This window comes from Thiomonas sp. UBA7699 (genome assembly GCF_002482605.1).
In the GTDB taxonomy this organism is placed as follows: Bacteria; Pseudomonadota; Gammaproteobacteria; order Burkholderiales; family Burkholderiaceae_C; genus Thiomonas; species Thiomonas arsenitoxydans.
Map to the genome: position 1 here is coordinate 45,718 of NZ_DLGH01000026.1, position 23,378 is coordinate 69,095.

Annotated in this window: 21 protein-coding genes; 14 read left to right on the forward strand and 7 right to left on the reverse strand. The window is 65.1% G+C overall.

Features of this window, described 5'->3' with window-relative positions:
• The first annotated feature begins 372 nt into the window (after nucleotides 1-372).
• The 9 genes from B3H47_RS11845 (at nucleotide 373) to B3H47_RS11885 (ending at nucleotide 10,175) form a co-directional block, all read left to right on the forward strand.
• Nucleotides 373-1,452: a class 1 fructose-bisphosphatase gene (locus tag B3H47_RS11845; RefSeq protein WP_013104299.1), complete on the forward strand. Its 1,080-nt coding sequence runs from the start codon at nucleotides 373-375 to the stop codon at nucleotides 1,450-1,452.
• Nucleotides 1,453-1,608: 156 nt separating this feature from the next.
• Complete coding sequence (locus B3H47_RS11850) at nucleotides 1,609-2,484, forward strand: phosphoribulokinase (RefSeq protein WP_276729275.1); 876 nt, start codon at nucleotides 1,609-1,611, stop codon at nucleotides 2,482-2,484.
• Nucleotides 2,485-2,515: 31 nt separating this feature from the next.
• A complete protein-coding gene (gene tkt / locus B3H47_RS11855; RefSeq protein WP_286987118.1) occupies nucleotides 2,516-4,543 on the forward strand; it encodes a transketolase in 2,028 nt (675 codons plus the stop codon).
• Between the two features lie 22 nt (nucleotides 4,544-4,565).
• Complete coding sequence (gph, locus tag B3H47_RS11860; protein WP_013104302.1) at nucleotides 4,566-5,273, forward strand: phosphoglycolate phosphatase; 708 nt, start codon at nucleotides 4,566-4,568, stop codon at nucleotides 5,271-5,273.
• Nucleotides 5,274-5,344: 71 nt separating this feature from the next.
• Nucleotides 5,345-6,352, forward strand: coding sequence for a type I glyceraldehyde-3-phosphate dehydrogenase (gene gap / locus B3H47_RS11865; protein ID WP_156053945.1), 1,008 nt, complete (start codon nucleotides 5,345-5,347; stop codon nucleotides 6,350-6,352).
• A gap of 70 nt (nucleotides 6,353-6,422) precedes the next feature.
• On the forward strand, nucleotides 6,423-7,628 hold the full coding sequence (locus B3H47_RS11870; RefSeq protein ID WP_286730320.1) for a phosphoglycerate kinase: 1,206 nt from the start codon (nucleotides 6,423-6,425) through the stop codon (nucleotides 7,626-7,628).
• Nucleotides 7,629-7,681: 53 nt separating this feature from the next.
• Nucleotides 7,682-8,746 carry a class II fructose-bisphosphate aldolase gene (gene fba / locus B3H47_RS11875; RefSeq protein WP_286987120.1) on the forward strand — a complete coding sequence of 355 codons (1,065 nt, stop codon included), beginning with the start codon at nucleotides 7,682-7,684 and terminating at the stop codon, nucleotides 8,744-8,746.
• A 110-nt stretch (nucleotides 8,747-8,856) separates the two neighbouring features.
• On the forward strand, nucleotides 8,857-9,414 hold the full coding sequence (locus B3H47_RS11880; RefSeq protein ID WP_286987121.1) for a thioredoxin family protein: 558 nt from the start codon (nucleotides 8,857-8,859) through the stop codon (nucleotides 9,412-9,414).
• Nucleotides 9,411-10,175 (forward strand): HAD family hydrolase, encoded by a 765-nt coding sequence (locus B3H47_RS11885; RefSeq protein WP_286987122.1) that lies wholly within the window; start codon nucleotides 9,411-9,413, stop codon nucleotides 10,173-10,175. Before B3H47_RS11880 ends, B3H47_RS11885 begins: the two co-directional genes overlap by 4 nt.
• A gap of 292 nt (nucleotides 10,176-10,467) precedes the next feature.
• On the opposite strand, the gene B3H47_RS11890 is transcribed toward B3H47_RS11885, so the two are convergent.
• The 4 genes from B3H47_RS11890 to leuS form a co-directional block, all read right to left on the reverse strand.
• Nucleotides 10,468-11,139, reverse strand: a complete 672-nt coding sequence (locus B3H47_RS11890) for a hypothetical protein (RefSeq protein ID WP_286987123.1) — start codon at nucleotides 11,137-11,139, stop codon at nucleotides 10,468-10,470.
• 117 nt (nucleotides 11,140-11,256) lie between these two features.
• Entirely contained in the window at nucleotides 11,257-12,348 is a 1,092-nt protein-coding gene (gene holA / locus B3H47_RS11895) for a DNA polymerase III subunit delta (protein ID WP_286987125.1), read from the reverse strand.
• Nucleotides 12,348-12,836: an LPS assembly lipoprotein LptE gene (gene lptE / locus B3H47_RS11900; RefSeq protein ID WP_013121949.1), complete on the reverse strand. Its 489-nt coding sequence runs from the start codon at nucleotides 12,834-12,836 to the stop codon at nucleotides 12,348-12,350. Before lptE ends, holA begins: the two co-directional genes overlap by 1 nt.
• On the reverse strand, nucleotides 12,837-15,467 hold the full coding sequence (gene leuS / locus B3H47_RS11905; RefSeq protein WP_286987126.1) for a leucine--tRNA ligase: 2,631 nt from the start codon (nucleotides 15,465-15,467) through the stop codon (nucleotides 12,837-12,839).
• A gap of 151 nt (nucleotides 15,468-15,618) precedes the next feature.
• Between leuS and B3H47_RS11910 the strand changes: the two genes are divergently transcribed.
• The 5 genes from B3H47_RS11910 to B3H47_RS11930 all read left to right on the forward strand — a co-directional run bounded on the left by B3H47_RS11910 (nucleotide 15,619) and on the right by B3H47_RS11930 (nucleotide 19,826).
• Nucleotides 15,619-16,950, forward strand: a complete 1,332-nt coding sequence (locus tag B3H47_RS11910; protein ID WP_156053952.1) for an NAD(P)/FAD-dependent oxidoreductase — start codon at nucleotides 15,619-15,621, stop codon at nucleotides 16,948-16,950.
• Between the two features lie 101 nt (nucleotides 16,951-17,051).
• Nucleotides 17,052-17,408 (forward strand): RT0821/Lpp0805 family surface protein, encoded by a 357-nt coding sequence (locus B3H47_RS11915; RefSeq protein WP_286987127.1) that lies wholly within the window; start codon nucleotides 17,052-17,054, stop codon nucleotides 17,406-17,408.
• Nucleotides 17,409-17,684: 276 nt separating this feature from the next.
• On the forward strand, nucleotides 17,685-18,941 hold the full coding sequence (locus tag B3H47_RS11920; RefSeq protein ID WP_276729247.1) for a metal-dependent hydrolase family protein: 1,257 nt from the start codon (nucleotides 17,685-17,687) through the stop codon (nucleotides 18,939-18,941).
• Between the two features lie 94 nt (nucleotides 18,942-19,035).
• The gene (locus B3H47_RS11925) at nucleotides 19,036-19,335 is read left to right on the forward strand and encodes a hypothetical protein (protein WP_286730309.1); all 300 of its coding nucleotides are present in this window, start codon (nucleotides 19,036-19,038) and stop codon (nucleotides 19,333-19,335) included.
• Nucleotides 19,336-19,433: 98 nt separating this feature from the next.
• Nucleotides 19,434-19,826 carry a VOC family protein gene (locus tag B3H47_RS11930; RefSeq protein ID WP_286987129.1) on the forward strand — a complete coding sequence of 131 codons (393 nt, stop codon included), beginning with the start codon at nucleotides 19,434-19,436 and terminating at the stop codon, nucleotides 19,824-19,826.
• 92 nt (nucleotides 19,827-19,918) lie between these two features.
• Here B3H47_RS11930 and gatB read toward each other — a convergent pair whose 3' ends face one another.
• The 3 genes from gatB to gatA form a co-directional block, all read right to left on the reverse strand.
• Nucleotides 19,919-21,367, reverse strand: coding sequence for an Asp-tRNA(Asn)/Glu-tRNA(Gln) amidotransferase subunit GatB (gene gatB, locus B3H47_RS11935; RefSeq protein ID WP_286987130.1), 1,449 nt, complete (start codon nucleotides 21,365-21,367; stop codon nucleotides 19,919-19,921).
• Between the two features lie 15 nt (nucleotides 21,368-21,382).
• Entirely contained in the window at nucleotides 21,383-22,021 is a 639-nt protein-coding gene (locus B3H47_RS11940) for a LysE family transporter (protein ID WP_013121957.1), read from the reverse strand.
• 8 nt (nucleotides 22,022-22,029) lie between these two features.
• The coding region (gene gatA / locus B3H47_RS11945) for an Asp-tRNA(Asn)/Glu-tRNA(Gln) amidotransferase subunit GatA (RefSeq protein ID WP_286987131.1) at nucleotides 22,030-23,378 on the reverse strand (1,349 nt) is incomplete at its 5' end.

Below are 23,378 nucleotides of genomic sequence, written 5' to 3' on the forward strand. Positions count from 1 at the left end.
TTACCTTAATTCGAGCCACCGCTTATATTCGGCCTAAGCGATAAAGATTAGGAATGAATTTTGTCATTCACCTTTTCGCCATGGTCATGGGTCGCACCGTTTGTGAACGGGCTCCGAAGTTCTACTTCAGGAGCTTTTACCGCAGCCAATGAAGTCTGTTCATGCGAGTCTCCGTTTTGGGGCTGCGGGCTTTTTGAAGTGACTTGCGCTGATGGGCGTCTTGCTGACGTCTCAGTGATTTCTCAGGGGTTGGTCCGCCGACCGCAGGTTGCTTCAAAAAGTCATCGGGCCTCGAGCCAGCAGATTCACCCGCACGTCTGAAGTGCGGGGCAGGTCTGTTGTCCCTGGCCTATAACCATTGGGAGCTCCACCATGCAGTCAGGTCGCACCACCGTCTCAAAATTCCTCATCGAGCAATTGCACGGCACCGATGATCAGGCCGATCTCGCCGCCTTGCTCGTGGATGTGACCGCCGCGGTCAAGGCCATCTCCGCCATGACCTCCAAGGGGGCGCTCGGCGGCTTCCTCGGTGCGCTCGACACGCAGAACGTGCAGGGCGAAGTGCAGAAAAAGCTCGACGTGCTCTCCAACGACGCCATGATCCAGGCGTGCGAGTGGGGCGGCCTGGTCGCCGGCATGGCGTCCGAAGAAATGGACGACCCGTACACCCTGCCGAAGGAATTCGAGCGCGGCCCCTACATGCTCATTTTCGATCCGCTCGACGGGTCGAGTAACACCGACGTCAACGTCTCGGTCGGCACCATTTTTTCGGTGCTGCGCCACACCAAGATCGGCGACCCCACCGTGGCCGACTACCTGCGCCCCGGCGTGGAGCAGGTCGCTGCGGGTTACGCCATCTACGGCCCGGCCACCATGCTGGTGCTGACCGTGGGCAAAGGCACGCACGGCTTTACCCTTGACCGCGAAATCGGCAACTTCATCCTCACCCATCCCAATCTGCAGATTCCCGCAGACACCAGCGAATTCGCCATCAACACCAGCAACGAGCGCTTCTGGGAGCCGCCGATTCAGCGCTATGTCGCCGAGTGCAAGGCCGGCAAGACCGGTCCGCGCGGGCGCGACTTCAACACCCGCTGGATCGCCTCGATGGTGGCCGACGTGCACCGCATTCTCATGCGCGGCGGCATTTTCATGTACCCCAAAGACACCAAAGACCCGAGCAAGCCGGGCCGTCTGCGCCTGATGTACGAAGCCAATCCGATCGGCATGATCATCGAACAGGCGGGCGGCGCGGCTTCCACCGGGCGCGGGCGTATTCTTGAGGTGCAGCCAAGCTCGCTGCATCAGCGCGTGCCGGTGATGCTGGGCTCCAAGAACGAGATCGAGCGTCTGGAGCGCTATCACGCCGAATATGACCGGGGCGAAGACAAAGCCTTTGAGTCGCCGCTGTTCAAAGAGCGTTCGCTGTACCGCGACGAAGCCAGCCGTTGAGCGTTGCGGCCGCCGGGTCGGTTTGCTTCGGCAGCATCGAAGCGTAGGGCCCCGCCGCCATTGCTGCGCTTTGCGCCGGATCAAACCTGGCAGCGACCCGCATCAAGACGGGCGCTGCATGCATTGATTTCCTTGTCTTGAAAAGAGGCTCGCACCATGTCTGTCAAACATCCCATCATTGCCATCACCGGGTCGTCGGGCGCCGGCACCACCACGGTGATGCGCAGCTTCCAGCACATCTTCCGCCGCGAACAGCTCACCGCGCAAATCGTCGAGGGAGATTCCTTCCATAAGTTCAACCGCATGGAAATGCGCGAGGAGATGAAAAAGCAGGAAGCCGCGGGCAACCGTCACTTCAGCCATTTCGGCCCCGACGCCAACCTGCTGGGCGAACTGGAAACCGTGTTCAAGACCTACGGCGAGACCGGCGGCGGCAAGGTGCGCAAGTACATCCACGATGCGGGCGAGGCGGCCGAATTCGGCGTCGAGCCGGGCAACTTCACCGAGTGGAAGGACATCAAGCCGGGTTCCGATCTGATGTTCTACGAAGGTCTGCACGGCGGTTACGCCGCTGGCGAGATCAACGTGGCCAAGCAGGTGGACCTGCTGGTGGGCGTGGTGCCCATCATCAACCTGGAGTGGATTCAAAAGCTGCACCGCGACCAGATCCAGCGCGGCTACTCGCAAGAGGCGGTGATGGACACCATCCTGCGCCGCATGCCCGACTATGTGCATCACATCGCGCCGCAGTTCTCGCGCACCCACGTCAACTTCCAGCGCGTGCCCACGGTCGATACCTCCAACCCCTTCATCGCCAAAGACATTCCCACGCTCGACGAGAGCATGGTGGTCATTCGCTTCGCGAACCCCAAGGGCATCGATTTTCCCTACCTGCTGTCCATGCTCCACGACTCGTGGATGAGCCGCCCCAACACCCTGGTCGTGCCCGGCGGCAAGATGGGCATTGCCATGCAGCTCATCTTCACGCCGATGATTCTGCGTCTGATGGACCTCAAGCGTCGCGCAGGTTAACCGCGTTGTCCAAACCCGGAAGAATTTCAACATGACTACCGTTCAAATCGACACCCAACAACGCCGCCGTCTGGCCAACGCCATCCGCTTTCTCGCCATCGACGGCGTGCAGGCCGCCAACTCCGGCCACCCCGGCGCCCCCATGGGCATGGCCGACATTGCCGAAGTGCTGTGGCGCAATCACCTGCACCACAACCCGGCCAATCCGCACTGGGCCAACCGCGACCGCTTCGTGCTGTCCAACGGCCACGGCTCGATGCTGATCTACGCCCTGCTGCATCTCACCGGCTACGACCTGCCGATCGAGGAGCTCAAGCGCTTCCGCCAACTGCACAGCAAAACGCCGGGCCACCCCGAAGTGGGCTACACCCCGGGCGTGGAAACCACCACCGGCCCGCTGGGACAGGGCATCGCCAACGCCGTCGGCATGGCGCTGGCCGAAAAAGTGCTGGCGGCGCAGTTCAACCAGCCCGGCCATGCCATCGTCGATCACCACACCTATGTGTTCCTAGGCGACGGCTGCCTGATGGAGGGCATCAGCCACGAGGTCTGCTCGCTGGCCGGCACGCTCAAGCTCAACAAGCTCATCGCCTACTACGACGACAACGGCATTTCCATCGACGGTCATGTCGAGCACTGGTTCTCCGACAACACCGCCCAGCGCTTCCAGGCCTATGGCTGGAACGTCATCGGCCCCATCGACGGCCATGACGCCGCTGCCGTCGAGAAGGCCACCGCCGAAGCCAAGACCAGCGACAAGCCCACCCTCGTCATCTGCCGCACCACCATCGGCTGGGGCTCGCCCAACAAGGCGGGCACGCACGATGTGCACGGCGCCGCGCTCGGCCAGGCCGAGGCCGACGCCACCCGCAAGGCCCTGGGCTGGGACTACGGCCCGTTTGAAATTCCCGCCGACATTTACCAGGCCTGGGACGCCAAATTCCACGGTGCCAAGCTCGAAGCCGACTGGAACGAGCGCTTCGCCGCCTATGAAAAGGCTCATCCCGCACTGGCCGCCGAATTCAAGCGCCGCATGGCGGGCGACCTGCCGACCGATTGGGGTCAGACCGTCCAGGCGCTTTACGCCAAGGCCCGCGAAGTCAGCGCTGCCACGGCCACCCGCAAGTCCTCGCAGATCGCGCTCGAAACCCTGGTGCCCGCGCTGCCCGGTCTGTTCGGCGGTTCGGCCGACCTGACCGGCTCCAACCTCACCGCGGTCAAGGCCTCGCATTCCTTCGAGAAGGCCGCGCCCGGCACGGCTTTCAACTATCTTTCGTATGGCGTGCGCGAATTCGGCATGGTGGCCATGATGAACGGCATGGCGCTGCATGGCGGCTTCCTGCCCTACGGCGGCACCTTCCTGATGTTCTCCGACTACTCGCGCAACGGCGTGCGCATGAGCGCGCTGATGAAGCAGCGGGTCATCCACGTCTTCTCGCACGACTCCATCGGTCTGGGCGAAGACGGCCCGACGCACCAGCCGATCGAGCAGCCGTCCAGCCTGCGCCTCATCCCCAATCTGGATGTGTGGCGCCCGGCCGACGTGCTCGAAACCGCGGTGGCCTGGAAGCACGCCATCGAGCGCAAGCACGGCCCCAGCGCCCTGCTGCTGTCGCGGCAGAATCTCGTCTCCACCCCGCACCCGGAAGACGCCGAGCGCACCATTTCGCGCGGCGGCTATGTGCTGTCCGAAGCCCAGGGCGGCAAGCCGCAGATCGTGCTGATCGCCACCGGCTCCGAAGTGGAAATTGCGCTCAAGGCGCAAGGCATGCTGGCCGAACAGGGCGTCGCGGCCCGCGTGGTCTCCATGCCCTGCACCAACGCCTTCGACCGCCAGGATGCGGCCTACCGCAACGAGGTGCTGCCCGCAGGCTTGCCGCGCGTGGCCATCGAGGCGGGTCACCCGGACTTTTGGCACAAGTATGTCGGCCTGAACGGCGGCATCGTCGGTATCGCCACCTTTGGCGAATCCGCCCCGGCGCCGCAGCTTTATCAGTACTTCAAGGTGACGGCAGAGCATGCGGTCGCCGTGGCGAAGTCCGTGCTGCAAGCCGCTTGAGTCTGACCCGACACGCAACAGGATGACGCAAGCCATGTTCGATTTGGTGATGTTCGACCTCGACGGTACGCTGGTGGAAACCGCGCCGGAAATCGCCGACGCGGTCAACGACCTGCTGCGCGATCAGCAACTGCCCGAAGTCTCCGAGCATCTGATCCGCGCCTGGATCGGACATGGCACGCGCGAACTCATGCTGCACGCCTATGCGCACGCCACCGGTCTCGAAGAAGAGACGGTGCGGCGCACCGGCACGCTCGACATCCTGATGCCGCGCTTTGCCGAGTTCTATGCCGTGCGTACCGGGCAGCGCAGCCGCCTCTATCCCGATGTGCTCAGTACGCTCAAGGCCTTGCGCGCGGCGCAGGTACGCATCGCGCTGGTCACCAATAAAGAACAGCGCTTCGCCACCACGGTGCTCATGGTGCATGGCATCCGTCACTACTTCGACATGGTGGTGGCCGGCGATACGCTCGAAGCCAAGAAGCCCGATCCGCTGCCGGTGCGCTACTGCCTCGACGCCTTCAAGCTGCGGGCAAACCGCGCGCTGTTCGTCGGCGATTCCGAGATTGATGTCGCCACCGCGCGTGCCGCCGGCGTGGCGGTCTGGGCGGTGCCCTATGGCTACAACCACGGCAAGTCGATCGCCCTGGCCGAGCCCGATCGCATCATTCCCACGGTGGCCGCAGTCGCCGAGGCCGTGCGGGCGTCGGCCTTGCACGCTTCCGATTGAGGGCGCGCTCAAAACGCCGCCTGCACACGCCACACCTCACTTTTTCTCAACCTTCATTCAGGAGATCTCATATGACCATTCGCATCGCCATCAATGGATTCGGCCGCATCGGCCGCATGGTGTTCCGCGCCGTGGCGCAGGAAGCCGAGTTCAAAGACTTGGAGATCGTCGCCATCAACGACCTGCTCGAGCCGGACTACCTGGCTTACATGCTGCAGTACGACTCGGTGCATGGCCGCTTCAACGGCACGGTGGGCGTGGAAGGCAACAACCTGGTGGTCAACGGCAAGAAAATCCGCCTCACCGCCGAGCGCGATCCCGCCAACCTGAAGTGGAACGAAGTAAATGCCGACGTGGTGGTCGAAGCCACCGGCTTCTTCCTCACCCTCGATACCTGCCAGAAGCACATCGACGCTGGCGCCAAGAAAGTGGTGCAATCCGCCCCCTCCAAGGACGACACGCCGATGTTCGTCTATGGCGTGAACCACGCCAAGTACGCTGGCGAGAAAATCGTCTCCGCCGCCTCCTGCACCACCAACTGCCTGGCCCCCGTGGCCAAGGTGCTCAACGACAGCTTCGGCATCAAGCGCGGCCTGATGAGTACGGTGCACGCCGCCACCGCCACCCAGAAGACCGTGGACGGCCCGTCGAGCAAAGACTGGCGCGGCGGCCGGGGCATCCTGGACAACATCATCCCGTCGAGCACAGGCGCGGCCAAGGCGGTGGGCAAGGTCATTCCCGAGTTGAACAAAAAGCTCACCGGCATGGCCTTCCGCGTGCCCACGCCTGACGTCTCTGTGGTCGACCTGACCGTCGAGCTGAACAAGGAAGCCAGCTACGCCGACATCTGCGCGGCCATGAAGGCCGCTTCCGAAGGCCCGCTCAAGGGCGTGCTCGGCTATACCGAAGACAAGGTGGTCTCCACCGACTATCGCGGCTGCTCCATGCCGTCGATCTTCGACGCCGAGGCCGGTATCGCTCTCGATTCCACCTTCGTCAAGGTCGTGTCCTGGTACGACAACGAGTACGGCTATACCTGCAACATGATGCGCTTCGTCAAGCACGTCGCCAGCAACTGATGCCGCCAGCCCCGCTGCCTTGACGACTCATCAAAACACCCGTCAGCGGGGTGCAAACGAGGAGAGACTGATGCAAATCCTGACCTTTGAAGAAGTGTGCAAGCGCGGCTTCGCCCAGGACAAGCGCGTATTCATTCGCGCCGATCTGAACGTGCCGTTCAACGACAAGGGCGAGATCACCGAAGACACCCGGGTGCGCGCTTCCGTGCCCGCAGTGAAAATGGCGCTCGATGCCGGTGCCGGGGTGATGATCACCTCGCACCTGGGCCGCCCGACCGAAGGTGAGTTCAAGCCCGAGGATTCGCTGGCCCCCGTGGCCAAGCGCCTGAGCGAGCTGCTCGGCCTGCCGGTCAAGCTGCAGGCCAACTGGGTGGACGGCGGCTTTGACGTGCGTCCTGGCGAAGTGGTCATGCTCGAAAACGCTCGCGTCAACAAGGGCGAGAAAAAGAACGACGACGCGCTGTCGCAAAAAATCGCCAAGCTCTGCGACATCTATGTGAACGACGCCTTCGGCACCGCCCACCGCGCTGAGGCGACCACCTATGGCATCGCCAAGTACGCGCCCATCGCCTGCGCGGGCCCGCTGCTGGCGGCCGAGATCGACGCCATCAGCCGCGCGCTGGAAAAACCTGCACGCCCGCTGGTGGCCATCGTCGCAGGCTCCAAGGTCTCCACCAAGCTCACCATCCTGCAGGCCCTGGCCGACAAGGTCGATGGCCTGATCGTGGGCGGCGGCATCGCCAACACCTTCATGCTGGCCGAAGGTCTGCCCATCGGCAAAAGCCTGGCCGAGCCCGATCTGGTGGATGAGGCGAAGAAGGTCATCACCAAAATGAAGGAACGCGGCGCCGAAGTGCCCATTCCCGAAGATGTGGTGGTGGCCAAGCAGTTCAGCGCTACCGCCGAGGCCACCGTCAAAGACGCCAAGGATGTGGCCGCTGACGACCTCATACTCGACATCGGCCCCAAGACTGCGGCCAAGCTGGCGGCCAAGCTCAAGACCGCGGGCACCATCGTCTGGAACGGCCCGGTGGGCGTGTTCGAGTTCGACGCCTTCGCCAACGGCACCAAGGTGCTGGCCGAGGCCATCGCCAGCAGCCCGGCGTTCTCCATCGCGGGCGGCGGCGATACCCTGGCGGCGATTGCCAAATACGGCATCACCGACCGCATCGGCTACATCTCCACCGGCGGCGGCGCCTTCCTGGAAGTGCTCGAAGGCAAGCAGTTGCCCGCTTTCGAGATCCTGCAGCAGCGCGCCAAGCAGCCTTTGTCTTGAAGCCCATGCTTTGATCGTTTTGAACCTGTTCCCTTTCTCTTGAGGAGTCCGTCATGGCCCTGATTTCCCTGCGTCAACTGCTCGACCATGCGGCCGAGCATTCCTACGGCGTTCCCGCCTTCAACGTCAACAACCTCGAACAGGTGCGCGCCATCATGGAAGCCGCCGACGAGACCAACTCGCCGGTCATCCTGCAAGCCTCCGCTGGCGCGCGCAAGTATGCTGGTGCGCCCTTTCTGCGCCACCTCATCGAGGCCGCGGTTGAAGAGTGGCCGCACATCCCCGTGGTCATGCACCAGGATCACGGCACCAGCCCCGGCGTGTGCCAGCGCTCCATCCAGCTGGGCTTCAGCTCGGTGATGATGGACGGCTCGCTGGGCACCGACGGCAAGACGCCGACTACCTACGAGTACAACGTCGATGTCACCCGTCGCGTCGTGGAAATGTCGCACTCCTGCGGCGTGTCGGTGGAAGGCGAACTCGGTTGCCTGGGCTCGCTCGAAACCGGCACCGCCGGTGAAGAAGACGGCATCGGCGCCGAAGGCACGCTTGACCACAGCCAGCTGCTGACCGACCCGGAAGAGGCCGCTGACTTCGTGAAAAAGACCCAGGTCGACGCCCTGGCCATTGCCATCGGCACCAGCCACGGCGCGTACAAGTTCACCCGTCCGCCCACCGGTGACATCCTCGCCATCGGCCGCATCAAGGAAATTCACGCCCGCATTCCGAACACCCACCTGGTGATGCACGGCTCCTCCTCGGTGCCGCAAGAGTGGCTCAAAATCATCAACTCCTACGGCGGCGACATGGGCGAGACCTATGGCGTGCCGGTGGAAGAGATCGTCGAAGGCATCAAGCACGGCGTTCGCAAGGTCAACATCGACACCGATCTGCGCATGGCCTCCACCGGCGCCACCCGCAAGTTCCTCGCCGAACACCCGAAAGAGTTCGATCCGCGCAAATTCCTCATCGCTTCGACCAAGGCCATGAAAGAGATTTGCAAGGCGCGTTACGAAGCCTTCGGCACCGCGGGCAATGCGTCCAAGATCAAGCCCATCACGCTCGATGCCATGGTGGCGCTGTACGAAAAGGGCAAGCTCGATCCCAAGATCAACTGACGCCTAGGGCAGTTTCTGTCCGAGTTTGATGGGATCGACAACCCCGGCCTCAGCCGGGGTTGTCGTCTGTGCATTGCATTCCCCCGCCAACCCAGCAAAGGAGTTTTGTCATGGCCGCAACCGCCGATCCCTTGCAGCGCGGATTTCCCGCGCCCGATTTCCACCTGCCCGGCATCGATGGCCGCAGCCACACCCTGGCCGAACTGCGCGGCCCCAAGGGACTGCTGGTGATGTTTATCTGCAATCACTGCCCGTATGTGCAGGCCGTGGCCGACCGCATGGTGCGCGATGCCCGAGAACTGCGCGCCCTGGGCGTGCATGCGGTGGCCATCAACAGCAACGACGTGAGCGCCTATCCCGAAGACTCCTTCGACAACATGAAGCTGTTCGCCGCGCAGCACGGCTTCGGTTTTCCCTATCTGTATGACGAAACGCAGGCCGTGGCCAAGGCCTACGGCGCAGTCTGCACGCCCGACTTTTTCGGCTTCAACGCCGATTTGAAGCTGCAGTATCGCGGCCAGCTCGACGCCTCGCGCAAGCAGGCCGCCCCCGCCGACGCTCGCCGCGATTTGTTCGAGGCCATGAAACAGATCGCCGCAACCGGCATCGGCCCCGCGGAGCAATATCCCAGCATCGGCTGCTCCATCAAATGGAAAGGTGAGGCATGAATTCAACGCCCTTGCGCGCACTGATTTTCGACGTCGATGGCACCTTGGCCGAAACCGAGCGCGACGGTCACCGCATCGCTTTCAACCAGGCCTTCGCCGATGCCGGGCTGGATTGGCATTGGGACGTGCCGACCTACGGCCGTCTGCTCGCCATTACCGGCGGCAAAGAGCGCATGCTGGCTTATTGGCAGGAGATCGATCCGCAGGCCGCGGCTGCGCCCGAAGCGGCGGGGCTGATCGCCGAGCTCCACCGCCGCAAGACCGCGCACTATGTGCGACTGGTGGCGGAGGGCGGCATCGCCCTGCGTCCGGGCGTGCGTCGGCTGCTGGAGCAGGCGCGTGGCGCCGGGCTGCGTCTGGCCATTGCCACCACCACCACGCCCGACAATGTCGAAGCGCTGATTCACGCCACCCTGGGTGCAGGCGGCATGGACTGGTTTGACGTGGTGGGCGCGGGCGACGCCGTGCCGCGCAAAAAACCCGATCCCGGCATCTACACCTGGGTGCTCGAACGCATGGCGCTGGTCCCGGAGCAATGCCTGGCGTTCGAAGACTCGACCAACGGCCTGCGCGCGGCGCACGGCGCCGGGCTGCGCACCGTGGTCACCACCGGCGCTTACACCCATCACGAAAACTTCGACGGCGCGCTGGCCTGGCTCGACGGTCTGGGCGAGGCGGGCGCTCCCGCTACGGGGCGCATCGGCAGCCAGCCTTGGTCCGGTGTGGTCGGGTTGAACGAGCTGCGGCAGTGGGCTGACTGAATCTGGGTTGAACCCAGATTGCCCATCAGTCCGTCCTTCGCTTCTATGCAGGGCGCTGGCGGGCGCGAAGCGCTGGGCCAAACCCTCCCCACCCCAGCCCTCCCCACAAGTGGAGAGGGAGTCTTTTTGCACCACCTCCACTTGTGGGGGGGCCGGGAGGGGCATCCGGAGCGCCGCGTAGCGCTGTTCTCACCTCCTCCACTTGTGGGGGAGGCCGGGAGGGGGATGCACGGCCTGCCGCGCCATCATCCCGTGATCTGGTGAAATTCCGGCCCGGCAACAACGCCGTTGTTCAGCCGACCACGCTGAGCGACATCGGCGGCAACAAAATGCCTTGCGCATCCTGCGTGCCCAAGGCGCGGCGCAGATGTTCGACCTTGGGTGGCTGCGCTGCTGCCCCCGGTGCGGTGTATTGATCCAGCCGCGCGGTCTTGCTCACCCAGGTTCCCAGATTGACCCGCACCGCCTGTGCGCTGCGGTTGACGATCAGCACCCGCCCGCCCTTGGGGCCGATGAAGCTGGCGCCGGTGACCTGCTCAGGCGCACCGGGAAAGTCGAGCTTGACCAGATTGCTGGCCTGTTCCGCGGCCCGGCTCCACGCGGCGGCGAGCGGGCTGGGCGCGGGGCACAACAGGGCCATCGGCAAGACCGCCTGCTTCTCCGGCACCGTCACCTGATTGAGGTTGACCAGCAAGGCGGCAGAGGCGTCGAGTTGCGCGCGCCAGGCAGGCGCAGCGATCTTCACGCCATGGCAGTTGACCTGCAGCGCGGGCAGCAGTTGCGCGGGCAGCACGCGCATCACATCATCCGGGCCTGCGGTGAAGCTGGGCGCGTTGTCGGGTATGGGCGCGGGCGCGGCCTGCGCGAAGGCAGCGGGCAGCAGGGCGGCAGCCGACAGGCCGAGTGCGGCTAGGGTGTGGCTCAGTCGGCCAGAGTAGGGGGAGCGAGGCGGGAAAATGGGCATGACGTTTCGGTGAGAGAGGCTGCAAAAAAGGCCGCGAAGAAGACAGCGGACTTTGCTCAGAGCCGGGCAATGCCACAGAGTTCAAAAGCCCGCAACATGCGACCTTGAGACATTCACTCAAAGCGCCGGGCGCAGAACCAATCTGCGGCCCTGCCGAGCGCTCGGTGGCGTGGGCCAGAGGGCGTCGAGCATGGACAGGGCGAGCACCTGCAGCGCCTCCCACGGTGCGCGCGGCAGGGAGTCAGGGCGCAGGCCCTTGACCGCCAGATCGCACTGCGCCGCGAGTTGCAGCAGCCGCTCCAGATCGGGCGTGCGCAGGCGCGGCAAGGCGCGTTCCAGCAGTTTTTCCTTCACGCCCCAGATGCGGTTGGCGCGCAGCAGCGCGGGCAGCGCCTGCCCCGCGTCCAGCCCCTGACGGATGCGCAGCCAGGCGCGGATGTCGTCGGCCAGCGTCCAGTGCACCAGCACCGGGGCCACGCCTTCGGCCTGCAGGCCGTCGAGCATGCGACGCAGCCGGGCGACATCGCCGCCCAGCACCGCTTCGCCGAGCTTGAACACGCTGTAGCGCGCCACGTTCAGCACCGCCTGCTCCACCGTGTCGGGATCGAGCGGGCCAGGCGGGCACAGCAGCGCGAGCTTTTCGATCTCCTGATGGGCGGCCAGCAGATTGCCTTCCACCCGCGCCACCAGAAAATCGGTGAGCGCCCTGCCCGCGTCGCCTGTGGGTAGGGTGAAGCCGTGGCGCTGCAGTCGGGCGGCGATCCAGCGCGGCAGTTGCGCAAGCTCCACGCTGTCCACCCGCACCGCCACGCCACCTTGGCTCAGGGCGCTGAACCAGGCCGACTTCTGGGTGGCCGCATCCAGACGGGGCAGGATGACCACAGCCATCACATCCGGCGACAAATGCCCGGACAGCGCCGCCAAGGCTTCGCCGCCGTCGCGTCCGGGTTTGCCGCCCGGGATGCGCAGTTCGATGAGCCGCCGACCGCCGAACAGGCTGATCTCGCGGCTACCTGCGAGCAGGTGGCTCCAGTCGAAGCCGCGCTCCACCGTGTGGCTTTCGCGCTCCTCGAAACCCTGCTGCCGGGCGCGGGCGCGAATGGCGTCCACCGCCTCGTTCACCAGCAGGGTCTCGTCGCCATACACCACGTACAGCGCGCCGAGCTTGCTGGCGAGATGGGCGTCGAGTTGGTCGGCAGCGAGCTGCATCAATTCACCTTCACCGCGGCAAGCTGGAACATCAGACGGTTGATCAGTTCCTGGCGCATGCCGCGATAGAGCAGATCGGACTCATTGGCCTTGGCCAGCGTGGCGCTGGAGTTGTAGCTCAGATTGCTGGTCTGGCTCAGGTCGGTCGGGGCGATCAGCACCTTGCCCTGCGGCGTGGTGAGCTCAAAGCGCACGGTGTAGCGCAACAGATATTGCGCCACCGTGCCATCGGCGTTGTAGGCCTGCGCAGTCTGAGTCTGCGATTCGCCCAACAGGGTGAATACCGCCTGAGCGGACTGGGCGTCTGGCGCGATGCGGGTCGAAGTGGTGGCGGCGATCTGCCGCTTGAGTGCCACGACGAAGGCCGAGGTCTCCGAGCCCGCCACATACAGGGTGCTGAACGACAGATTGGTCGAGCCGCGTAGCTGAAAACCGCAGGCACTCAAGGCCAGAAGCGGTGCGAAGATGAGGACGCTGCGGCGCTTCATTCAGACCACCACATTGACCAGCCGGCCCGGCACCACGATGACCTTCTTCGCGGCCTTGCCCTCGCTGAATTTGGCGAAATCGGCGCTGGCCAGCGCGGCGGCTTCGATCGTGGCCTTGTCGGCACTGGCCGCGACTTGAATGGCGCCACGCAACTTGCCGTTGACCTGCAGCATGAGCTCGATGGTGTCCTGCACCAGCGCGGCCTCATCGACCTGCGGCCAGCGCGCATCGAGCAGATCGCCGAACTCGGCGCCGTAGCCGAGTTCCTGCCACAAGGCGTGGGCGATGTGCGGCGTGGCGGGGTAGAGCACGCGCAGCAGAATGCCGAAGCCTTCGCGCAGCGCAACGGCCATGCCGTCGGCTGCGGCGTCCGCGCCTTCCAGCGCGTTGAGCAGTTTCATCGCGCCCGACACCACGGTGTTGTATTGCATGCGGCCGTAGTCGAAATTCACCTGCTGCAAGGTCTGGTGCACCTCGCGGCGTAGCTTGCGTGCGGCGTCACCCGCCTCGGCTGCGGGCGCGGCCAGGGCGCTGAGCTTCAGCCCGAAGGCCCACACTCGCCTGAGAAAACGGTGCGCGCCCTCTACCGCGGCGTCGTTCCACTCCAGCGTGGCTTCGGGCGGCGCGGCGAACATGGTGAACAGGCGGGCGGTGTCGGCGCCGTAGCGGTCGATCAGGTCTTGCGGATCGACGCCGTTGTTCTTGCTCTTGCTCATGGTGCCCACGCCGCCGTAGTCCACCGCCGAGCCGTCGGCCTTGAGCTTGGCGCCGATGATCTTGCCCTGCGCGTCGAACACGTTCTCCACCTCGTGCGGCCAAAAGTATTCGATGCCGCCCTGCGGGGTTTTGCGCGAGTAGATGTGGTTGAGCACCATGCCCTGCGTGAGCAGACGGGTGAAGGGTTCGTCGGCCTTGACCAGCCCGAGGTCGCGCATCACCTTGGTCCAGAAGCGCGCATACAGCAGGTGAAGGATGGCGTGCTCGATGCCGCCGATGTACTGGTCCATCGGCATCCAGTAGTCGGTGCGGCCGTCCACCATGGCGTCGTGATTGTCGGCGCAGGTGTAGCGCATGAAGTACCAACTCGAATCGACGAAGGTGTCCATGGTGTCGGTTTCGCGCTTGGCCGGTTTGCCGCACTGCGGGCAGGCCACGTCGACGAACGCCGCGCACTGGTGCAGCGGGTTGCCGCTGCCGTCGGGAATCAGGTCTTCGGGCAGGACGACCGGCAGGTCTTTTTCCGGCACCGGCACCGCGCCGCAGTGATCGCAGTGGATGATGGGAATGGGCGTGCCCCAGTAGCGCTGGCGGCTCACGCCCCAGTCGCGCAGCCGCCAGGTGGTGCGCTTCTCGCCTAGGCCTTTGGCGGCGAGCAGTTCGGCGACTTTGTCCACCGCGTCTTTGTAGGGCAGGCCGTCGAGCTCGCCCGAGTTGACGCACACCGCGCGCTGTTTGTCGCCATACCAATCGGCCCAGGCGTCTGTGCTGAAGGTCTCGCCCTCCACCGCGACGACTTGCTGAATGGGCAGGCCATACTTTTTGGCGAAGGCAAAGTCGCGCTCGTCGTGCGCGGGCACGCCCATCACCGCGCCGTCGCCGTAGCTCATCAGCACATAGTTGCCGACCCACACCGGCACTTGCGCGCCGGTCAGCGGGTGGGTGACGAACAGCCCGGTGGGCATGCCCTCTTTTTCTTTCAGCGCCAGTTCAGCTTCGGTGGTGCCGCCCTGCTGGCAGCGCTCGATGAAGGCGGCGAGTTCGGCATTGCCCGCCGCGGCGTGCGCGGCCAGCGGGTGCTCGGGCGCTACGGCGCAGAAGGTCACGCCCATGATGGTGTCCGCCCGGGTGGTGAACACATACAGGCGGCCGTCCTGGATCAACGCGCCCTGCGCGTCGTGGATGGTGTGGGGGAAGGCGAAACGCACCCCGGCGCTCTTGCCGATCCAGTTCTCCTGCATCAGCCGCACCCGCTCGGGCCAACCGGCGAGATAGTTCTTGTCTTCGGGATCGGCCACGGCGGCCAGCAGCTCCTCGGCGTAGTCGGTGATCTTGAGGTAGTAGCCGGGAATCTCGCGCTTTTCCACCACGGCGCCGCTGCGCCAGCCGCGGCCGTCGATCACCTGCTCGTTGGCCAGCACGGTCTGGTCCACCGGGTCCCAGTTCACCACTTGGGTGCGGCGCTCGGCGATGCCTTTTTCCAGCATCTTGAGGAACAGCCACTGGTTCCACTTGTAGTACTCGGGCGAGCAGGTCGCCACCTCGCGGCTCCAGTCGATGGCCAGACCCATGGCCTGCATCTGCCGCTTCATATAGGCGATGTTGTCATAGGTCCACTTCGCCGGGGGCACCTTGTTTTTCATCGCCGCGTTTTCGGCGGGCAGACCGAAGGCGTCCCAGCCCATGGGCATGAGCACGTTGTGACCGTTCATCCGCAGATGGCGGGTGAGCATGTCGTTGATGGTGTAGTTGCGCACATGGCCCATGTGGAGCTTGCCCGAGGGGTAGGGCAGCATGGAGCAGGCGTAGAACTTTTCGCCCGGTTTGTCTTCGCGCACGCGGTAGGCGTCGGTGCTTTGCCAGTGGGCTTGCGCGGCGGCTTCCACCGCGCTGGCGTCATACTTCTCGTTCATCGTGAGGCTTGCAGGTTGAGGCCGCGCGGGCGCCCGGACAAGGATGGTTAAGCGGGCTGCGGCGTGAGGCTGCATGTTAGTGGTCGCGCAGCCGCTTGCGCCCGCACGCAAGCCGGTCTCCAATAAGGCCTTGCACCGACAACCCATCATCATGTCCCAGACTTCTACTGATTCTCCGCTGCCTCGCATTGTCATCGTCGGAGGCGGTGCCGGCGGGCTGGAACTGGCCACCCGGCTGGGCGACACCCTGGGTCGCCGCCGTCAGGCCGATATCACGCTGATCGAACGCGGCCGCAGCCATCTCTGGAAGCCGCTGCTGCACCAGGCGGCGGCCGGCACCCTGGGCATCGACGACAACGAGTTGAACTACCTCGCCCAATCCACCTGGCATCACTTCAAGTACCGGCTCGGCGCCATGGACGGGCTCGACCGCGCGCGTCGCGAAGTGCTGGTCGCGCCCACGTTAGATGAGACCGGGCGCGAAATCGTGCCGCGGCGGCGCATCGGCTACGACATTTTGGTGATCGCCGTGGGCAGCCAGAACAACGACTTCGGCACGCCCGGCGCGGCCGAGCATGCGATTGCGCTGGACACGCCCGAAGACTCCCGGCGTTTTCACCGGCGGCTGGTGAATGCCTGCATCGCCGCCAACACCCAGGTCGAGCCGCTGCGCCCGGAGCAGCTCAAGGTCGTGGCCATCGGCGCCGGAGCCACCGGGGTGGAACTGGTGGCCGAGCTGCACAACTCCACGCGGGTGCTGGCCGCCTATGGCCTGGATCGCATCGATCCCGAGCGCGACGTGCGCCTGAGCCTGGTCGAGGCCGCGCCCCGCATCCTGCCCGCGCTGCCCGAGCGGCTGTCGGCCGCAGCCGCGGGCGAACTGGCCAAACTCGGCGTGCAGATGCATACCGGTAAGCGCGTGACCGAAGTCACCGCCACCGGCGTGCGCACCGCCGACGGCGACTTTCTGCCCGCCGAACTGGTGGTCTGGGCAGCGGGCGTCAAGGCCCCGGATTTCCTGCGCGACATCGATGGGCTGGAGACCAACCGCATCAACCAACTGGTCGTGCGCCCCACGCTACAGACCAGCCGCGACGACGCCATCTATGCGCTGGGCGACTGTGCCGCCTGCGTCTGGGAAGGCCATGCCGGCAACGTGCCGCCGCGCGCCCAGGCCGCGCACCAGCAGGCCAGCCTTATCGCCCGACAGATCACGCGGCAACTGCAGGGCAAGCCGCTACTGACCTTTCACTACCGCGACTTCGGCTCGCTGGTGTCGCTGGGCGAGCACAGCACCGTGGGCAATCTCATGGGCGGTCTATCGAAGGGCAGCATGTTCATCGAAGGCCATTTCGCCCGCTTCATCTACTGGCTGCTCTACCGCATGCATCTGCACGCCCTGCACGGTTTCTGGAAGACCGCCTTCCTCACCCTGGCGCGCATGATCTCTCGCACCACCGAGCCGCGCATCAAGCTGCATTGATTGAGTTGTACCCGCATTGCCCAGCCGCAAACCACTTTCGTGACGGTTTGGCAATTCATGCGGTTTGCATTAGGCTGAATCACACGATGAGGAGAGAACACATGCGACACAAATCGTGGTTTATTGCGCTCGCCACGGTAGCGATGGTTTCCACGGCATGGGCAGACAACTGGATGCCCGTGCTCAAGAACACGCCGCTGCAGCGCTTCAGCCAAGCCGACATCAACCAGCTATCGGAAGAAGGTGCGGCATTTTTGGGCAGCGATGCCACACTTCTGGAATGGCGCAACCCCGAGAGCCGCGCGGGCGGCAGTTTCAAGTTGATCGCCTCGAACACGCAAGAAGGCCGGTTGTGCAAGACCTTTCGGGTGACGCTCTACACCCCGCGTGACCCGGCCAAGTCCGCCCGTTTGCGGGCCTGCCGCCAGCCCGCGGGCGAATGGCGACTGGTTCCTTAGCAGCCCGCTGGCCAAGTGCTCTGGTGTATTTGAAGGACTCCCATGCGCAAACCTTCCACTTCCCATCCCGGCGCTCAAACCTCGCCGCGTTCTGCCTTTTATTGCCGCTGCGGTGGCGATGAGGCCTCGCAGGTGCAGCGACGACTTGAGCGGGCATTTTCGCGTCGCGATTTTTTGCAGAGCGCGCTGGTTTTGGCTGCAGGCGTTGGCGGGCTCAGCCCTGCCGCTTCTGCGCAGCCAGCGCCCTCTGGTTCGGCAACGGCAGTTGCAGCGCCTATGGTTTTGCGCAATGTGCAGCTTTTCGATGGTCGGCGAACCCGCTTGCAGCCAGGCCTGCAAGTCGTGATCGAAGGCGCGCGGATTCGGGCCGTCGAGCCGCAGGGGCAAGGCGCACCGCAGGGTGCGCAGATCATCGACGGCGGCGGCCGGGTGCTCATGCCGGGGCTGATCGATGCGCATTGGCACAGCCTGATGGCGGCGATGTCCATGCAGCACTTGCTCATGGCCGATCCCGCGCTGATTCACTTGGCGGCTGGTTCTGAGGCGCAGCGCACCTTGCTGCGAGGTTTCACTACGGTGCGCGACGCAGGCGGGCCGGTGTTTGCGCTCAAGAGCGCCATCGACCAAGGACTGGTGCAGGGGCCGCGCATTTTTCCAAGTGGCGCCATGATTTCGCAGACCGCAGGGCACGGCGACTTCCGCTTTTTGCACGAGGTCGGGCCGGGCGCGGCCTGTAGCGCGGTAGGCCATGCCGAACACCTGGGCGCGTCGGCCATTGCCGACAGCGCCGACAGTGTGCGCAAGGCCACCCGCGAGCAATTGCTGCGCGGCGCTTCGCAGATCAAGCTCATGGCCGGAGGCGGCGCGTCGTCGCTCTACGATCCACTCGATTCGGTGCAGTTCACCCTGCCCGAACTGCGCGCGGCGGTGGAAGCCGCCGAGGATTGGGGCACTTACGTCATGGCCCACGTCTATCTGCCCAAGGGCATGCAGCGCAGCATCGAGGCTGGCATCAAGGTCATCGAGCACGGCCAGCTGACCGACGAGGCCACCGTGCGCCTGATGGCAGACAAAGGCATCTGGTGGTCTTTGCAGCCCTTCCTGCCGGAGGCCGCCCCGACGCCAATGGCCGATCCCGGCTCGCAGGCGAAGAGCGACGAGATCGCCACCGGAACGCGCCGGGCCTACGAACTGGCGATCAAACACAAGATGCAAACCGGCTGGGGCAGCGACATTCTGTTCGCGCCGGGAAAAACCCATTACCAAACCGTGCGGCTGGTCGCCCTGGAAAATTGGTATTCGCCCCTGGACGCGCTCAAACAGGCCACCTCGCAAAACGGCGAATTGCTGGCGCTTGCCGGTCAGCGCAATCCCTATCTCGGCGCCAAACTGGGGGTGATCGAACCCGGCGCCTGGGCCGATCTGCTGGTGGTCGATGGCGATGTGTCGCGCTCGCTCAAGCCCTTGCTCGAACCCGATCAGCATCTCAAGTGCATCATCAAGAACGGCCGGGTGGTGAAAAACACCTTGTAGGCGCAGGGCCTCGTCTTTCGGGTCACCTTGCGCCGCGCCGAGGTGGGGGGCCTGTGTGGAGGACAATGCCCGTCCACACCACCGGGGGTAGCCCATGAGCATGAAAAAGACAGACCTTGAAAAGCACCTTGCCAAGAAACTCGACGGCAAGCTGAAGTCGGGCACGATTCCGCAGCGCTTCGGTCAGGGCGCCAAGGCCGTGGCCGCGAAAGCCGAGACCAAACCCAAGGAGAGTGCGCCCAAGCAGGTGCAACTCACCTGCAAACTGCCCGCCGATCTGGCGCAACGCCTGCGCGAGCAGGCTGTGACCGTCGAGGGCGGTGTGAATGCCATCTTGGCACAGGCCGCGAGGCAGTGGCTGGAATCGGCTGCGGGGGCCAGCCGGAAGGAATAAGGGGGGGCGGCAGGGCGAGAGGCTACGATTTGAGCTTAGGCAGAACGGTTGAAAGCGATCAAGCTAGCCCCCAAGCTTGCTGTCGAAGGAGAAGGCAAGTGTTCTCGCACGTTATGGTCGGCGTCACCGACTTCGACCGAGCAATGGCGTTTTACAAGCCGGTGCTCGATGCACTTGGCGTGCAATTCCGTTTCCAAGAGCCCGAGCGCCCTTGGGCTGGTTGGGAATCTTCGCCGGATCCGAGGCCCTTGTTTTTGATCGGCCGTCCCTACAACCAACAACCGCATCAGCCCGGCAATGGGCAAATGGTCGCGTTCCTCGCTCATTCCCGAGAGCAAGTCAATCAGGTTCACGCCATGGCGCTCGCCAGCGGGGGTACATGCGAAGGCAAGCCTGGTCTGCGGCCTGAGTACCACGCCAACTACTACGGCGCATATTTCCGTGATCCCGATGGCAACAAGCTATGCGTGGCTTGCCACCAAGCCGAATGAGCGGGCCACAAGAAAGAGTTTGAGGTCAGGTCCCGCTTCACAGCACTTGCCCGCTGGTTTTCGCACCAAGAGCACGCCGAGGCAAAACAGCCTCACCCCACGGCCTTCTTCAGCATCTCACCGACCTGCTGTGGATTGGCGCGCCCGCCGGTGGCTTTCATCACCTGGCCGACCAGGGCGTTGAGGGCTTTGTCCTTGCCGGCGCGGTATTCCTCGACGTTCTTCGGGTTGGCGGAGAGTACGGCGTCGACGGCGGCTTGCAGTGCGGCGCTGTCGTTGACCTGCGCCAAGCCGCGGGCGTCGATGATGGCGGCCACATCGCCGCCCTGCTCGCCCGTCCACAGCGCGGCGAAGACTTCCTTGGCGGTCTTGCTCGACAGGGTGCCGTCGTCGATTTTTCGGGTGAGCGTGGCCAGTTGCGCGGCGCTCACGGGGCTGGCGCCGATGTCGCGCTCGTCGCGGTTGAGCTGGGCGGCGAGTTCGCCCATGATCCAGTTGGCGGCCAGTTTGGGCGCGGCGCCCGCGGCCACACAGGCCTCGAAGTAGGCGGCGTGGGCGCGGGTCTGGGTCATCTGCGCCGCGGCATCCAGGCTCAGGCCGTGGGATGCGACGAAGCGCGCAGCCATCTGGCCGGGAAGCTCGGGCATGTCGGCGCGCACCCGCTCGATCCACTCGGGCGAGATGACCAGCGGCGGCAGGTCGGGGTCGGGGAAGTAGCGGTAGTCGTGCGCGTCTTCCTTGGTGCGCATGGTGCGGGTCTCGCCCTTGTCGGGGTCGTAAAGCCGGGTTTCCTGCACCACCTTGCCGCCGTCTTCGATGAGTTCGATCTGGCGGCGCACCTCGAATTCGATGGCTTTTTCGAGGAAGCGAAAGCTGTTGAGGTTTTTGATTTCGCAGCGCGTGCCCAAGGGTTCGCCGGGGCGGCGCACCGAGACGTTGGCGTCGCAGCGGAATGAGCCTTCCTGCAGGTTGCCGTCGCAGATGTCCAGCCACATGACCAGCGCATGCAGGGCGCGGGCGTATTCGGCGGCTTCGCGGGCGCTGCGCATGTCGGGTTCGGTGACGACTTCGAGCAGCGGTGTGCCCGCGCGGTTGAGGTCGATGCCGCTGGCGGCGTTGCCCGCGCGGTCGAACAGTCCGGCTTCGTGCAGCGACTTGCCCGCGTCTTCTTCGAGGTGGGCGCGGGTGAGCTGCAGGCGGTGCGGTTTGCCGTCCACCAGAAACTCGACCACCCCGCCCTGCACCACGGGAATCTCGTACTGGCTGATCTGGTAGCCCTTGGGCAGGTCAGGGTAGAAGTAGTTCTTGCGCGCGAAGACGGAGCGCGGCGCGATGGTGGCGCCTAAAGCCAGACCGAGGCGGATGGCGCGCTCCACCGCAGCGCGGTTGGCCACCGGCAGCACGCCGGGCAGGGCCAGATCGACGGCGCAGGCCTGGGTGTTGGGCGCGGCGCCGAACGCGGTGGACGCGGCGGAAAACATCTTGGACTGGGTGGAGAGCTGAACGTGGGTTTCCAGCCCGATGACCACTTCCCATTGCATGACAAGATTCCTTGATTAGTTTGAACGGCGAAACGCCGAAAGCAGCAGCGCGGCGCCGATGAACAGGGTGCCAAAACTGCGCTGCAGCCAGAGTTGATGCTGCTTTGATCGCAGGGCGCGCAGCACCCGCGCAGCCAGCAAGGTGTAGCCATTCATCACCACGATGTCGGTGATGAACAGCGACAGCCCGCACAGCAGATATTGCGGCAGTTGCGGCGCGGCGGGGTTGATGAACTGCGGCAGCACCGCCAGCATGAACACCAGCCCCTTGGGGTTGCTGGCGTTGATGAGAAAGCCGCGCAGCACGAGCTGGCCGCGCGTGGGCGGCGTGGTGTTTTTTGCGCTGCCGTCGGCATCGACCAGCCCATGCGCCGGGGCGCGCCATTGCTGGATGCCCAGCCACAGCAAATAAGCCACGCCGAACCACTTGATCACGCTGAACGCGGTTTCGCTCGCGGCCAGCAGCGCGCCTAGCCCAGCGGCAACCACCACCAGAATGGCGGCGATGCCCAGTTGCAGGCCGAAGATGTTCCACACCCCCACACGCCAGCCGTGCCGCAGCCCCGTGGTCATGCACGAAATCGCGCCCGCGCCGGGCGAGAGGCTGATGAGCCAGCTTGCGGCGAAGAAGGTCAGCCAGGTGTGCAGATCCATCGGCGGGCTCAGAAGGGGCTGCGGCGATGCCAGTCGCTCACCTGCTGGAACTGATGCGCCACCTGCAGCAGACGCTCTTCAGCGAAGTGCGGGCCGATGAGTTGCAGGCCGACGGGGCGGCGCGCGTTGGCCCCCGCCCCGAAGCCCGCGGGCACGCTCATGCCCGGCAGGCCGGCGAGGCTGGCCGAAAGGGTGTAGATGTCGGCCAGGTAATTGGCCAGCGGATCGGCCTTGTCGCCCCGGTTCCACGCCACCGTGGGCGACACCGGCCCGGCGATCACGTCGCACTGGGTGAAGGCGCGGACGAAGTCGTCGGCGATGAGGCGGCGGATCTTCTGCGCCTGCAAGTAGTAGGCGTCGTAATAGCCGTGCGACAACACATAGGCGCCGATCATGATGCGGCGCTTGACCTCGGGGCCGAAGCCTTCGGCGCGGCTCTTGCCGTACATCTCGGCCAGGTCTTTGTATTGCGCCGTGCGATGGCCGAAGCGCACGGCGTCGAAGCGGCTCAGGTTGGAACTGGCCTCGGCGGGGGCGATGATGTAGTAGGCCGGGATGGACAGTTCAGTCAGCGGCAGCGAGACGTCCACCAAGGTGGCGCCCAGGCTCTCGATGGTCTTGAGGGCTGTGCGCACGGCGGCTTCGACATCGGCGGCAAGGCCCGCGCCGAAGTACTCGCGCGGCAGGCCGATGCGCAGGCCTTTGAGCGGCTGCGCGGCGGTGGCGCCGGGCAGGGGCTGGTCGAGCGCGGCGACATAGTCGGGCACGACGCGCTCCACGCAGGTGGCGTCGCGCGGGTCGAAGCCGGTCATCGCGGTGAGCAGGGCGGCGCAGTCCCACGCGGTCTGCGCCATCGGGCCGGCCTGGTCGAGGCTGGAGGCGAAGGCGATCATGCCGTAGCGCGAGCACAGACCGTAGGTCGGCTTGATGCCGGTGATGCCGCACATCGCCGCAGGCTGGCGGATCGAGCCGCCGGTGTCGGTGCCAGTGGCGGCGGGGACGAGCCTTGCGGCCACTGCCGCGGCCGAGCCGCCGCTGGAGCCGCCGGGAACCCGCGCCGTGTTCCACGGGTTTTTGGTGACCTTGTAGGCCGAGTTCTCCGTGGACGAGCCCATGGCGAACTCATCCATATTGGTCTTGCCGACCGTGACCATCCCCGCGCCCGCAAAGTCGTCCGCGCCTGAGCCCAGACGGGCGACCACGGTGGCGTCGAACGGGCTGACATAACCGGCCAGCATGCGCGAACCGGCGGTGGCTGGGAGGGTGCGGGTGACGAACACGTCTTTGTGCGCCAGTGGCACACCCAGCAGCGGCCGGGTGTCGCCCGCGGCGCGGGCGGCGTCGGCGGCCTGCGCCG